The 14874-nt window shown below is 54.7% G+C and carries 11 protein-coding genes; 10 read left to right on the top strand and 1 reads right to left on the bottom strand.

From position 1 onward, the window contains the following. Positions 1–52: 52 nt before the first annotated feature. The 4 genes from VGL22_RS06830 (at position 53) to VGL22_RS06815 (ending at position 4976) form a co-directional block, all read left to right on the top strand. Positions 53–1105, top strand: a complete 1053-nt coding sequence (locus tag VGL22_RS06830; RefSeq protein WP_465266154.1) for a polysaccharide deacetylase family protein — start codon at positions 53–55, stop codon at positions 1103–1105. A gap of 101 nt (positions 1106–1206) precedes the next feature. After that, positions 1207–2259, top strand: coding sequence for a glycosyltransferase (locus tag VGL22_RS06825; RefSeq protein ID WP_465266153.1), 1053 nt, complete (start codon positions 1207–1209; stop codon positions 2257–2259). A 382-nt stretch (positions 2260–2641) separates the two neighbouring features. Beyond that, positions 2642–3469, top strand: coding sequence for a hypothetical protein (locus tag VGL22_RS06820; RefSeq protein ID WP_465266152.1), 828 nt, complete (start codon positions 2642–2644; stop codon positions 3467–3469). 253 nt (positions 3470–3722) lie between these two features. Then, positions 3723–4976 (top strand): glycosyltransferase, encoded by a 1254-nt coding sequence (locus VGL22_RS06815; protein ID WP_465266151.1) that lies wholly within the window; start codon positions 3723–3725, stop codon positions 4974–4976. Between the two features lie 109 nt (positions 4977–5085). Here the strand turns inward: VGL22_RS06815 and VGL22_RS06810 are convergent, their stop codons facing one another. Then, positions 5086–6636 (bottom strand): oligosaccharide flippase family protein, encoded by a 1551-nt coding sequence (locus tag VGL22_RS06810; RefSeq protein ID WP_465266150.1) that lies wholly within the window; start codon positions 6634–6636, stop codon positions 5086–5088. A gap of 358 nt (positions 6637–6994) precedes the next feature. On the opposite strand from VGL22_RS06810, the gene VGL22_RS06805 reads away from it, so the two are divergent. The 6 genes from VGL22_RS06805 (at position 6995) to VGL22_RS06780 (ending at position 14006) form a co-directional block, all read left to right on the top strand. Beyond that, entirely contained in the window at positions 6995–7906 is a 912-nt protein-coding gene (locus VGL22_RS06805; protein WP_465266149.1) for a sigma-54-dependent transcriptional regulator, read from the top strand. 162 nt (positions 7907–8068) lie between these two features. Beyond that, a complete protein-coding gene (locus VGL22_RS06800; protein WP_465266148.1) occupies positions 8069–9589 on the top strand; it encodes a GumC family protein in 1521 nt (506 codons plus the stop codon). Then, the gene (locus tag VGL22_RS06795) at positions 9582–10511 is read left to right on the top strand and encodes an ExeA family protein (RefSeq protein WP_465266147.1); all 930 of its coding nucleotides are present in this window, start codon (positions 9582–9584) and stop codon (positions 10509–10511) included. Before VGL22_RS06800 ends, VGL22_RS06795 begins: the two co-directional genes overlap by 8 nt. 62 nt (positions 10512–10573) lie before the next feature. After that, entirely contained in the window at positions 10574–11383 is an 810-nt protein-coding gene (locus VGL22_RS06790; protein ID WP_465266146.1) for a CpsD/CapB family tyrosine-protein kinase, read from the top strand. A 41-nt stretch (positions 11384–11424) separates the two neighbouring features. After that, positions 11425–12798, top strand: a complete 1374-nt coding sequence (locus tag VGL22_RS06785; RefSeq protein ID WP_465266145.1) for a TIGR03013 family XrtA/PEP-CTERM system glycosyltransferase — start codon at positions 11425–11427, stop codon at positions 12796–12798. A gap of 128 nt (positions 12799–12926) precedes the next feature. Beyond that, entirely contained in the window at positions 12927–14006 is a 1080-nt protein-coding gene (locus VGL22_RS06780) for a glycosyltransferase (protein ID WP_465266144.1), read from the top strand. Positions 14007–14874: the final 868 nt, after the last annotated feature.

Below are 14874 nucleotides of genomic sequence, written 5' to 3'. Positions count from 1 at the left end.
CATTGCCCATGGTCATCTCCAATAGTGATATCCCTGGCAGAGGAGACGAAGATTGACACGGGACAGGATGACCGGAAGGTTTGGAGCCAAGCGTGATGTTCTGGCCCGGTGCATGTACTGGAGCGGCGGCGTGTTGTTATCAAACTACCTGCCAGCGAAGAATTCGCTCCTCGTTCTTCTTTACCATCGATTGGGAAATCCCTCGGAAGACCCGTATGATCGCGGGGTGTTTTCGGCTACGGGTGAACAATTCGATGATCACATCAGATACTTGAAACGAAACTTCTCTCCGATCACGCTCGAGGAAGCTGAGGATTGGATCACGGGACCTGCGAGATGTGAATCCCGCGGATGCCGCGTTCTTGTGACCTTTGATGATGGGTACCTTGATAACTATGAAATCGGTTTTCCGATCCTCCGATCTCACGGAGTGCAAGGTGTATTTTTTCTGTCCTCAAGCCTGGTCGGGTCATCCGCTGTCCCGTGGTGGGATGAGATTGCGTATCTGCTTCGGACTGCCCGCAACAAACGATTCACGTTGCAGTACCCAGTTGAACTTGCGGTGAATATCGCAGAAGAGAGAATATCAGAAGGCATTCGTAAGGTGATCAATCTTTATAAGACGCCGGAGAACCAGGATCCAGAGCGCTTTATGGAAGGTGTCAGAGATGCTGTTCAAGGAGACGACCTCGGGCCGTCGGTCCGCCGATTCCTGGACTGGGATGAGGCGCGGGCCATGGTTCGAGGTGGTATGGCGATCGGTTCGCACTGCCATTCGCACCGCGTACTGAGTAAACTGGACGCCACGCAACAAGGCGTCGAATTATCTCATTCACGCTCCGTTTTGCAGGAGCGCGTTGGCATGCCGATCAATTCTGTAGCTTACCCGGTAGGGATCAAGGATTCGTTTTCGACCCAGACCGAGAGGCTGGCCCGGGAAGCGGGTTACAAGGTCGCGTTCTCGAATCATGGCGGGGTAAATCTGTCGGAGGACCTGTTAAATCCATATGATGTGAGGCGGGTCGGCGTATCGACGGCGCAAGACAAAATTCGATTCCGGGTTCAGGCAACGTCCGCCCGACTGACCGGAAAGTTCTGGCCATAATGCATGCCGCTTGTCGATCGGCAGGCAGGTACGCGGGCACCGCCGAGTGACTTGTACACTTATGCGGTTGAGGGGCTACTTGATGAAGAAAGAGATTCACAATGGGTGAGTTGGTCAGCATTATTGTTCCGACCTACAACCGGGCATACTGCATCCAGCGGACCATCGATAGTGTCCGAGCCCAGTCTCACGTGAACTGGGAGTTGATCGTGGTTGACGACGGTTCGAGTGACGACACGGCCGAACTGATTAGATCTAACATTGCAGAGGATAGCCGGATACGGTACGTATACCAGGATAATACTGGGGTTTCCGCTGCACGCAATACCGGAATACGCGCTGCGACTGGAGACCTCGTCGCTTTCCTCGATTCAGACGATGTTTGGAAGTCTTGGAAGCTGAACCTGCAAGTCCAGTGTTTCCGGGCTTTCCCTGAAATCGGTATGGTTTGGACGGACTTTGCCTCTGTGGACCGATTGGGTGCAATCGTAAATCAGCGCCATCTCAGAACGATGTACCATGCATACCGGTTCTTTCCCACCCCAGAAAGCTTATTCCCAGAAGGTCACGAACTCTCCTGCATTGGAATGACGGGTCTTGAGGGGGGGATGAAACCCCGGGTTTACATCGGCAACATATATTCGGCGATGCTGCGAGGCAACCTAGTACATACCTCTACTGTGATGGTCTCGCGGGATAGGTTGAATTGCGTGAAAGGGTTTGACGAAGCTCTGTTGCTTTCGGGTGAGGACTACGATTTCCATTTCCGTACTTGCAAATGGGGGAAGGTATGCTTCGTGGATGTCCCCTCAACAATGTACCAGGTGGATTCGAGCGATCGCTTGTCGCACTACCGAGCCCAGGTCGCAATGAACTTCGCAAAGACTGTAGAAGCCGCGATTGCAAGGGAGAAGGGGAGTGGGTCCTTCTCGGCTTCGGCTATTAATGAAGTCCTTGCTGAAGCTCATGGCTGGGCCGCGGAGGAACTTTTCAAGACCAAAGATAGATCTCGCGCGGGTGCGCATGCCTTTCGCTCTCTGAGGCACAATCCCAGGCAGCCCAGGCTGGCGCTTCTCTTAGGGCTTGCGATCGTTCCCGTGCAAGTGTCTGAAGCTCTGGTTCGCACGTACCGTTATCTCAAGCACGCCGTCTGATCACTGCCATGACTACGGAAGTAGATGTCTAACCGCTCAAGTGACCACACCGACTACTGATTTCAGGACAGCAGATATGGAACAGATCCAACTATCGAGTGACAGCGGCATGCAGGCTAGTGTGATTCTCGGGCGAGGTCAGGAGCGCGATAGGGCGGAGCGCGAACTGCTTGAGGCGGGAGTTCCTCTTCCACTTACGCATCGAACATTTTGGGCGGCAAATTCTTATCGCTGGAACCCACTCTTCGTTCTTGTGCGAGACGGTTATGGGCGTGCTCGCGGCGGGCTTGGTTTCGAACAGGTTCAGTCTCGAACCATGCCTGGCTATTCGATTGTCCGTGTTAGGAACTTTGGCGGCGGCTCTTCGGAGGAGGTGCGCAGGGTGGCCTTGGAAGCGCTGCTCATGTATGCGCGCCGAGGGGCGCGGGTGCTGCGCCTGCACGTGAATGTGTTCTCTCGAGAGGAACGAGAGGAAATTGCGAACCTCCTCGCCACGCTCGGATTCCGGGAACTGAATCCGCCGAGCTCTTATCGACATACGCTGGCTGTCGATCTCAAGCCGAGTGAAGAAGAGCTTTTTGCGGCACTCAGCAAATCAGCTCGAACGCGAGTGCGAGAGTGCGTGAAGAAAGGGTTGGCGACGGTTCCGATTACCGATCTTGCCTATGCAGCGCGCCTTGAGCAACTCCAGAAAGAGGCTCTGCGGAGAACGGGTGGCCACACCGCTTCCACCAACTGGGAAGGAGTGCTCACCATGTCCAGGGATCACCCTAGCCTTTCCCGCGTGCTTGGGGTGTTCACAGGAGAAAGCCTCGCGCCGGAGAACATGAAAGCTTTCGGATGGGTTTGCAATCATGGCGAAACCGGCGAGTATCGGGCAGCTGGCTCTTCGCGCGATGGCGAGTCAAGGCTACCTTTCGGTTACGCGGTGGTCTGGGAGATGATTCGCTGGGCCAAAGCAACCGGTGCGCATTGGTTTGATATGGGAGGCGTCACCGTGAGCGGGGGGAATGACCCACTGGAAGGTATCTCGGATTTCAAGCGCTTTTTCAGCCGGGAACTCGTCGAGGTTGGTGCTGAATGGGTATTTGAGCCCTCGCCGCTTCGGGCGAGAATCGCCAACGGAGTGTCCGGCCTGCGCGTGCAGTTGCAGAAATCTTTCGACAGGTGTGGTGGGGAAGGTGAGCGTGTTCGACCTGTTTCACATTAGTTCTGCTTGGTCCAGATGCAAACGCATCGCGCCACTTGATATATATCTTCAGGGTTTACAGGGTCGGTCTAAGGAAATATGTAAAGAATTAATAAAGATATATTCGATTGTGAACACAGGACCACAGCCTGTCGGGGGTGGTGAATAACATGCACTGCAACGGGAGGGTATTTAAGGCTTACTTTCAACTTAACCAGTTTGTGCTGGAGGTTGTAGAGTAGTGCTACATACCTCTGAAAGACGCCGGGCGCCGTTGCTGAAGATAGCAGTTCTCACCGCACATTTTCCGAGCCTTGAAAGGCCGACGCATGGACGCTCGGCGTACGATACCCTGCGTCTCCTGGCACTCGACGCTGAAGTAGAGGTATTCTACCCGCGTGCTACCTATCCCTGGTTCCTCAAGGCCCGCAATGATTTCAAGGAGGAGATACAGGAACCATTTGAGGCGCCGGGAATCAATGTCCGGTACATTGATTATCCGGCAGTTCCGGTATTGTCGCGGCCATTCAATGGCAGGGTAGCAGCGCGCGCTCTGTTGCCTCACGTGCGCAGGTTTGCGCCAGACGTAATCCTGGGCTATTTCCTTTATCCGGACTGCTACGCTGCACTTCTAATTGGCCGCGCCTTAGGCGTGCCCGTGTTTGCCAAGGCCGTTGGCAGTGATCTTCACAGCGTTACGGGCGCGCTGCATCGTAGGTTGACAAAAAGGGTGCTGCAACAGGCAAACGGAGTCCTGACGGTCTCAAGAGATCTTCGTGATGTGGCAATCAGGATGGGTGCGCCCACTAATCAGGTTGTTGCAAATGCGAATGGCTGCGACACCAACCGCTTTTGTGTACAGGACCGCAGTGCGGCAAGGAGGCGCCACAGTGTTACGCAGACAGAAGAGGCCGTGGTATACATCGGGCGCTTGGACCAAAAGAAGGGCCTGCGCGAACTGATCGGGGCCGCAGTCATGCTGCATGTTCGACGCCCTGAGATGCGCCTGTACTTGGTTGGGCACGGACCCGACAGGCCGATTCTCGAACAGGATATCCGGTCGAATCACGCTGAAAGCTACATTCATCTTCCTGGTGCGTGTACACCCAGTGATGTGCCGACTTGGATCTCGGCGTCCAACTTGATCGCTCTTCCAAGCTACGCAGAAGGCTGCCCTAACATTATTCTGGAGGCCTTGGCCTGCGGTCGGCCCGTGGTTGCCACTCACGTGGGTGGAATCCCTGAGATCATGGACGAGCAGTGCGGGCGGCTTGTGTTGCCGAGGCAAACCGTAGAGCTTGCCACTGCAATTAGCAGTGTCCTCGATCGCGAGTGGGAACCCCACGCGCTTTCAGCGCGGCAGACCCGCACGTGGAAGAATACTGCCGACGAGATGCTTCGGGTGATTTCGGGGAAACTCGAGAATGCCAAGCCAGGCGGCGATTCCGGCCATGGGAACATCCCCGCGGAGAAGGGTCAGAAACGTGACGTGGATAGCCGTCTATTGACTTACAGCCTGCGCGTTTGACCCGCGTCTTTCGCTCAGGAGGGTTGCGCAGGAGGAAAATACACGATCAGTTGCCCAGCTATTAAAGGGGCCGGCTTAAGCACCCCCGATTTTTCCAGAGCCCCGGTGGCTAAGCGCCAGGGGGCGCCACGGCAGAAAGGGTGGGACGGGTCATCCATGAGACCAGGCGCTCGGCGGGTCTAGTCATCCGCTTCGGGAGCATTTTGGATAGAACTCTGAATCGAGCTTGGTCTTCCGGTTCCAATACGCGCAGCATATAACAGAGCGCGATCAGGATAGCTAGAGCTGCGCTTCCACCGCAGAGTATGCCCCACAAGGGCCCGAGCGCCGAGGAGATAAAGTGCGCTGCCAGCGCGGCGAGACCGCTGATCACCGTGATCTTGGCGAGTTGTAGCCACGGGAGTTTCACGTTGAACAGGTAAATACCCAAGGCCCACATGATTCCCACGGCAACTATCTGCGCTGCGCCACTGCCGATGCACGCTCCGACCGCTCCGTACTTAGGAATGAGATATGCGGCCACTCCGATATCAATGACGCCTGCTGCCACAGTCGAGATGATTATCCAATTCTGCATTTCGGTACTTTGCAAAAGGCTTTCCACGGGGCCTAAAAAGGCCTTCGGCATGCAGAGCAGAGGGGCTAGTGACACCACCGCAGCCGCACCGACGTACTGGTTGCCATAGAGGAGAAGCAGAGCTGGCGCGGCCAGAGCCGCGGCAATAAAGTGCAGAGGCATCGAAATCAGAGCGATATAGCGGAAAGTGGCAGCGGTTATGGCGGGAAGTCTCGATCTGTCTCTTCCATACTGAGCGAAGATTGTAGCGCCAGTGGCTGACCCGAACACTTGTGAGCCCACCATCAGACGATCAGCAAGGCTAAACGCAACCGAATAGAATGCAATCTGACGCACGTCTGCACACAGATATTTAAGCAGGAAGAATTCTGATCGTTCCCAGACGATCAGAGACAAGATCATTGTTGCCACGCTTTGTAACGCGAAAGTGGTCATCCGCTTGTCCAACCCTTCAGGCGACTGTGTGTGCGATTCCCAGGAGCGAATGCGTTTGAGAGTGGGGAAGAATCGCACAAGAAAGTCCACAAGTCTCATGCTCAGCATCGACGCGCCAACTCCGAGGATTCCCCACTTAAAAACAACAGTTGCAGCAATGACAGCAAAGAAGGTGAACGTCGACATGACCGATGCCGGCAGGTTTGCCCAAAGCTCTTCAGCCGCGACGTTGGCCTGGGCTGAAATGGAATTCACCATCGAAGGCCAGATGCTGAGCACGATAAGAATCGAGGCCAGCTTATATCCAGGTTGCGCATCCGTCACGACCCAGATGAGCACCAGAACCGTAGCCAGGCTGGCCATCCCCGCCTGCAGCACCAAGGTGCGAATGTAAATAAGTCTAGCGGTGGCACGATCTCCCATACCAAGAAACTCAGCCATGTATTTTCGAGTTGTCGCGGGTACGCCGATGCCTCCCAGGCTGGCGGTCATGGATGCGATCCAGGAGACATAGACTACATATCCCATCTTGGAAGGGCCAAGAACCCTTGCGATGGCAATGGACGTGAATATGGTGACTACCGCCGCAATGCCGGTTTCCAACCCATACCATCCTGTATTTTTAGCTATTGTCTTCGTATTGGACATTCGTGGCGGACAACTCCTCAATAAAACCGGAATGGCGGGACGAGCGAGAGATGAATACCGATCGTGTAGCAATTCGTCTGCCGAACGCCTGCTGCTGAGAGGAAGGGATTTGCCCAAGTCGGAACGCCGTGTAGTGCAGCGATGTTCTCTTGAAGTGGAAATCTCTTTCCACTTGACCGTGGCTACGATGCGAAAAAGGTTTCCACTTCGCGCTCCAGTTTCGAGCTTCCGATCTCACTGAAAACAAGTAAATACTCGAGAATCTCTGATTTTGTAAAGCATCGTGATGTCCGTTTAGCCCTTCTGGTAGTTTGGCACAACTATTGCTTCAGACAAGGGCGCCGCACCAGAGAAATCCATGCCAAGCAGTGTGTCCATCCCGAACCACCTTGCAATCCGCACGCGCGGGTTTCTGTCTATAGGTGCGCAAATGCAGAGTGTGATCAGCCGCATCGCCCAGAGCGATTCTCCCGTGCTGATTCTGGGCGAACACGGCGTCGGCAAAAGGAGTGTTGCCGAACAGATTCATGCACATTCGAATCGATCCAGCCGATCCTTCCAAGAGATACAGGCGGCAGAGGTATCTGCCGCAAACCTATCGGCTGCCCTGTCGAACCACGGGACAGTGTATCTCGCAGAGGTGGGCGAGATTGGGCATTTGCTCCAAGACTTGATGATTAGCGCGTACCAGCAAGGAAGAATGCGATGCCGATTGCTTTGCGGATCGAGCCGCGACCTGCTGGACCGCGTCAGAGCCGGGCAGCTAAGAGAGGATCTTCTCTATCTGATCTCGACGGTAGCGTTGCGCGTTCCGCCGTTGCGTTACAGACATTCAGAGATTCTGGTGATCGCGGATGAGCTTCTCACGTTCTATTCACAAAAGTTTGAGCGGCCCAAACCGACTCTCTGCGACGAAATGATAGGCCATTTGACGGAGCATACGTGGCCTGAAAATCTGCCAGAGCTCCAAACAGCAATCAAGACGATTATCGCGATCGGCGATCAGGCAGTCTCTCTTGCCGCGATCCGTGCCGCTTCTCCGTCCAGAAGAAGGAGCTCAACTCCTCAAAACCTGCGTTTGAAAGAAGCAACAAAAGCATCTTCGATACAGATTGAGAGGCAACTCATCTCCGAGGTGCTTGGTCTAACGAGCGGCAATCGGCGGCGTGCCGCGATCGAATTGGGGATAAGCTACAAAGCCCTGCTGTACAAGCTCAAGCGGATCCAGGCAGAAGATCAACAAAAGCCCGTAAAAGAAGGTGTCGCATGATGTTCTCGCGCTTGCGACACTGTGGTTGCCTTCACCTTGCAACGCTGTTCGAAATCATATGTGCACAAAGGAGCGAACCCAAAGCGCGCTCGGAACCGAATCTAAACCGGTCAATTTTCGCGCAAGAGGCATGTCGCCAAAATCAGCGAGAGAGGATATCCGATGCTGGGACATAGACAGCTAAACGGTCATGACTACTTAGACATTCTGAGGCGGAGGGCTTGGTTCATTGCAGTTCCGGCTGTTTTGTTCTGCGCCATGGGCATCGCAGCGAGCTACATCCTTCCTCCGAAATATGTCTCGCAGACGCTCGTCCTGGTCCAGCAGCAGAAGGTGTCTGAGGATTACGTTAAGCCGATAGTGAACGAAGACCTGAACGGGCGGTTGGCTTCAATGAAGGAACAGATCCTTAGCCGGAGCCGGATCCAGCCAGTCATCGAGAAATTCGGGCTATATAGCGAGGGCAGATATACCATGGACGACCGCATTGAGTTAACGCGGAAGGCTATTGGAGTCACGCCGATCCATTCAGAGCAGGCGCATGGAGGAATGCCTGGTTTCTTTATCTCGTTCACCGCCCGCGATCCCAAAGTGGCTCAGATGGCCTGCGGAGAAATCACGTCCCTGTTTGTAAATGAAAACCTTGACGCTCGCGTGCAATCCGCTGAAGGCACCACTGCCTTTCTAAAGCAGCAACTTGCGGAAGCAAAGACAAATCTTGACGAGCAGGATGCCAAGCTCGCGGCTTTCGAACAAAAATATATTGGCAAGCTGCCAGATCAAAAGGGCACCAATTCGAATACACTCCAGGCGTTGACGACGCAACTGGACGCAGCGACACAATCCGTGAATCGGGCACAGCAGGAAGTTACGTTCCTAGAGGCTATGGTTTCGCAGCAGTCGGAAGCCAGGTCAGATCCTGCGGTCGTAACAAGACAGAGCGCTCTGGCGGACGAACTGAAGGAATTGAGGAAGCAGAAGGAAGCGCTCGACGCGACGTACACGCCAGATCACCCGGACGTAATCGCAATCAAGCGTCAGATCCAGAGCGTACAGAGCAAAATGGCTGCTGAGGCGGCCGATCAGAGCGTGAATCGCCCTGCTTCCCAAACTCATACGGATTCACTGCAGTTGCAGCAACTGAGAGCGCAACTTCGAGCGGCTCGCCAATCCCTCGACGCCGCAAAGCAGATGCAGGCTCGTATTCAGAACCAGGTGGGTGCCTACGAATCAAAGCTTGAGGCCGCGCCGGTGATCGAGGAGGAGTATCAGCAGGTCACGCGCGACCACGAGACTGCGCTGCAGTTCTATAACAGCTTGCTCCGGAAGATGAACGAATCATCGATGGCGAGCGAGTTGGAACATCGGCGGCAAGGCGAGCAGTTTCAAGTGATGGATGACCCGAATTTGCCGGATCGTCCAAAATTCCCAAATCGACGTCTATTCGCCGCAGGTGGTCTCGCCGGGGGCTTGTTTCTAGGACTGCTGCTGACCGGACTGCTTGAATACCGCGACACATCGTTGCGGACCGAACAGGACGTGCTAGCTCTTACCACCCTGCCGGTCCTAGCGGTGTTATCTCATATCTCGGAGATGCCACAAAGGGCGGAGAGAGGGCTACTCGCCAAACTTGTTTTGCCAAAGGAAGACCCCATTGAACTTGCGAGGCCAGCGGATGTATAAGAAATTTTTTGGGCTTCGTGATCTTCCCTTTGCGTGCAGTCCGGATCCGCGTTTCCTTTATGTAGTACCTGAGATTCAAGAGGCACTCGCATGCCTGCAGTACGGAATTGCAGCTCGTAAGGGGTTTGTAGTGCTGACGGGTGAGGTTGGCACGGGAAAGACCACCATTGTGAAGGCGGTTCTTGACTCACTGGCGAAGGACCGGGTGTGCACCGCTTTTGTGTTCAACCCGCGCCTAAATGTGCTGGACTTCCTGGAGTTTGTGCTCTCGGATTTCGGGATTCGGGTTGCTAGTCGCACAAAAGCCGGCATGCTGATGCAACTGAATAGCTGGCTCATTGAGCGGTATCGTGATCGCATGCTGTGCACGATTGTTGTTGATGAGGCGCAGAACCTCTCGTGGGAACTTCTCGAGGAAATTCGGTTGCTCACGAACCTGGAGACCAAAACAGACAAGTTGCTGCAGATTGTCCTTGCGGGGCAGCCTGAACTTGAGCAGAAACTTCTTCAGCCTCGCCTGCGCCAACTTCGCCAGAGAATTGCATTGTGGAGTAAAACTCGTTCGCTAACCTCTGAAGAGACGCATGCATACATAGATCAAAGGCTGAAGGTGGCTGGCGCGACGGAGCAGCTGTTTCCAGATGACTCGGCAGAAGCAGTGTTTCGGTGCTCTCAGGGGGTTCCTCGCCTTATCAATCTGATATGCGAACACGCATTGATCAGCGCATATGTAGATCACGTGAAGCCAATTCCCGCAGCGATCATTGAAGCAGTGGGCGCAGATCTCGACTTAGAAGGCAAGTCGGTGTGTGAAAGCGGCGGCAATCGGCAGTTGGTCTCGAAACCAAGCGGCCCTGTTGCCCTCAAGAAGATAAAGGAAATCTCAAACGGCGTTCACGGGCCGATCGAGGTGGAGATATGAGTCGAATCCATGAGGCGCTTCAAAGAGCGGACCAGGAAGGAACGGACCGAGCATATGCAAGGATGATGGCTTCATCTCACACTCTTCCCGTTCCTATGATTCAGGAAATGCCGCGTGCCGGGCGAGCCATCGATGTCGATACCATACCTGCCGACCGCTGTCAGCCGATGAAGGCTTGTCTGCCGTGCCTCGGGGAACAAGGGGATGCTGTCGAGCAGTTTCGCAACCTTCGTTCTCGGATGTATGAGTTCCGCGGTCAGTCCGCATTCAAATCGGTGGTAGTGAGCAGCGCGATGGCCGGAGAAGGTAAAAGCTTCGTCGCCGCCAACCTAGCTGTGAGCCTGGCGAGAAACACGAATCAAAAGGTGATGCTGATTGACGCGGACATGCGGAGGCCTACGCTACATGGACTTCTGGGCACCCGATGCGAGCCCGGACTGGCAGACTACCTGATGGGAATCGCAGAATTGGACCAAGTGATCCGTCGATATCAGCGAGCCCCCGAATCCAGAGGAGAAGATAACCTGGATCTAAATCTGTACTTAATGCCTGCAGGCAAGAAAACGGAGCACGCAACGGAGTGTTTGTCAGGTCATGGCCTTGCAGAAATGATGAGCATCCTGTCAGCGACGTTCGACTGGGTCGTAATCGATTCTCCTCCGGTTCTAATGTTTGCTGACGCCGTCGACCTAGCACGCGTGGCCGATTCGGTACTGCTTGTCGCTCGCGGGGGGCGCACCTCAGTCGAATCAGCGCGAAAGGCCCAATCGTCCTTTCGAAGTTCCCGCCTTCTCGGGCTGGTCCTGAACGCAGTGAAGAATCCCCCAAACAGCGACGAGTTGAACAGGTATTACCAGGGATATCAGCGGTAACCGACGTCGAGGTGCGTTGTTAAGAAGTCGAGGAGGCAGGTGTGGTCAAGCTATTCAACGTCTATCACTCAAAGCGAACGCTTTTCCTCGTAGGGTGTGAACTGGTGCTCGTGAGTGGAACCTTTCTATCCAGTGCAAAGGTGCTGATGGGCACTCAAAGTACGGCCGCTCTTATCGACGATAACGGCTGGCTCAAAATTCTCGGCATAACCGCGTTTACACTGCTTCTGAACTATTACTTCGACTTGTATGAGCCACGACGAATCTCAGAAAAGTGGGAGACGTACTTCCGAGTACTTCTGGCCCTAAGCCTACTTTCCTTTGTGCTCGGAGGGCTGTTGTATCTCGCTCCCGGTTTAGATATTGGGCGAAACGTAGTGCTACTTGGAGTGTCAGTCCTCACTTTCGTTCTGCTGGCGTGGCGACGTACCTTTGAATGGATTAGTGGACTATCGCTCTTCTCGGAACATGTGTATGTGCTTGGCTGCGGGAGCCAAGCCCGTACGGTTATCGACCTGATCAGGTCAGAGCGCGTTTCCGGAATGCAGGTGGTTGGATGCAGTGGGGAAGCCCAAGCGCAAGCAGAGCTGACCCAGTTAGTCGAGGACTTGGACGAGTCTCATCGCCACAGCACTAGGGTCGACCGGGTTATCGTTGCAGTGGAGGATCGCCGCGAACGCTTCCCGACCAGGGAACTGCTAGATCTCCGTCTTCATGGAGTTGTCATTGAGAACTGCAGCACACTGATGGAGCGGTTATCGGGTAGGTTGCCATTAGAAGGTCTATACCCCAGCACCCTAATTTTTGCCGATGGGTTTCGACTGAGGCCTTTCCAACGTTTAGTGCGACGGATACTATCGTTCGCTGTCGCATTGATTGCCCTTAGCATCTGTTTACCGTTCATCCCGGTCATCATCCTGGCGGTGCGGATGTCATCTCCGGGACCCGTGTTGTTCCGTCAGACGCGGGTGGGCCGTTTCGGCAAAACGTTCACTGTTTTTAAATTTCGTACCATGCGCCAGGATGCCGAGAAGAACGGAGCTGTATGGGCGAAGGCAAATGATCCTCGTGTTACACGCCTGGGAAAAATGATGAGGAAAACGCGATTGGACGAAATACCTCAGCTTTGGAACGTTCTTAGGGGAGACATGGCATTTGTGGGTCCCCGTCCAGAACGGCCAGAGTTCGTGGAATGGCTCAGAAAGGATATCTCTTTTTATGATCTTCGTAACATGGTCTTGCCCGGGCTCACCGGGTGGGCACAGGTGCGGTTCCAATACGGCGCGAGTCTTGAAGATACAAAACGGAAGCTCGAATACGATCTCTACTACATCAAACATCAATCCATCGGACTCGATCTGTTGGTGATGTTCGAGACGATCAAGACCATTGTTTTGCGCCGGGGTGCACAGTGAGGATCGTGTTCTGGGCGTCGCTCGCAGGCATTTTATACGCATACGCCGGATATCCGCTGCTCATATGGCTACTCGCACGTTTGCGCCCGGTGCCATGGGTGACGTCCCCCATTCAGCCGGAAGTGAGCGTGGTTCTTGCCGTACATAATGGCCTTTCGATGCTGCCACGCAAAATTCGGCATCTACTTTCGCTGGATTATCGAGGGATAAAGGAAGTCATCATCGTGTCGGACGGCTCTTCAGATGGAACGGAGGAGTATCTCGCGACTCAAGATGATCGTCGTTTGAAATGCATCATCTTAGGAAAGCATTCGGGAAAAGCAGTCGCGGTGAATACGGGCATTCAGGCGGCTTCCGCCGAGATCATTCTTTTTGTAGACATTCGTCCGGAAATCGCACCGGGTGCCATTCAACAATTGGTCAGCAATTTCGCTGACCCGTCGGTCGGGTGCGCGAACGGAGAATTGATTGTTCGCTGCGGGGATGGAAGTGGAGCGTCCGCGGCAATTGGCGGGGCATACTGGAGTTACGAAAAATGGATCCGAACGAGTGAGTCCAAATCGGGATCGGCCGTCGGTGTGTACGGAGGGTTCTACGCGATCCGGCGGTCGCTAGCCGTCAGCCAACCTGCAGGGCTGATTTTGGATGATATGTTCCAACCACTCTCAATCCGACGCCAAGGGTTCCGAGTCGTTCTCGATCCCAAGGCTTACGTGTATGATGCGTGGCCACAGACCGTCGGCCGAGAGCTGCACCGGAAAGTTCGTACCCTTGCGGGAAATTTTCAGCTTTTTCAGATAGCGCCATGGACCCTTACGTGGCGAAATCCACTTCTATTTCGATTAATATCTCATAAAGTCATGCGCCTCTTCGTGCCGTACCTTTTCGTTGCGGCGGTCGTATGCACATTTCTACTTTCGCCTACGTCCCACTTCTATGCTGCTCTGGCTGCGATTCAGATGCTTGGTATAGTCCTGGCTTCGGTAGGCCTGCGTTATGACGTCCCGGTGCTGCACCGGGTAGCTTCGCCGATGAGTGCGGTCTTTGTACTGAACGCGGCAGCCGTGCTTGGGCTTTATAAGTTTCTGTTCACGCGTGGACCACTCTGGACGATTTGGAAGTCTTCACACAGTTCAAACGTCACTCTGCACCCCGGAGCGGCGGGGTCGTCTTCTGGTCCGGCGGCGCAGAGTAATCAATCCGAATAGCAATCACATCGTCAAGCGGCTGAGGTCGGTCGAAATGTCTTCCAACATAACAAGACGCACCTGGATTGTTGCACTTGTCCTTGCGGCGGCAGTAGCCGGCGGCTTCCGCCTCCATTTCGCGAGAGTACGCGCGGCGCGGCTGGAGAGCGTAGTGCCACCCGTGCCCTACTTCCCGTCCGGGGCAATCTGGACGAAGGATGTTAGCAATGCTCCCCTTGATCCTAAGTCGTCCGCGATGATCAATTGGCTCCAAAGCGCAGGCGGGTGGGGCTCCGGAAGGATGCGGGTTGACTTTTCATTGCGCGTGTTGCAGGCGGGACCAGAGACGAAACTCGTTCCGACTCACCGCGGAGACAGCCTATATATCTGGGGTTCCGATGCGGTTCCTGCTGTTCCTCTTCCCGCAGGCGGGGGAATGGAGGGGCAAGCGGGATACCAGTGCCCGGTGGAACAGCGGGACTGCCATTTGATCGTTGTAGATCGCGGCCAAGGCAAACTATATGAGGCATGGCAAGCGAATTACGTGAATGATGCTCTAGATGCCACTTTTCTTGCGGTATGGGATCTCAGCCGCATCTACCCTCTCACAGGTCGTGGAGACCAGTGCACCAGTGCTGATGCTGCCGGTTTCCCAATCGCCCCATTGCTATTCAGTGCGGATGAACTTGCTACAGGGCATATCGATCATGCAATTCGGTTCATCCTCCCTAATGGGAGGATGAGGTCTCGAGTTTTCGTTCGTCCCGCAACCCATGCAGGCGCGCCTCGTGGGCCGGAGGGCGCCCCACCAATTGGAGCACACTTCCGCCTTAAAGCATCTTACGATCTTTCCGGGCTGTCCCCTTCGGCGCGCGTTGTTGCGCGGGCG

The sequence above is a fragment of the Occallatibacter sp. genome, assembly GCF_036502485.1.
GTDB lineage: Bacteria > Acidobacteriota > Terriglobia > Terriglobales > Acidobacteriaceae > Telmatobacter.
This window is presented reverse-complemented; position numbering and strand designations above follow the sequence as displayed.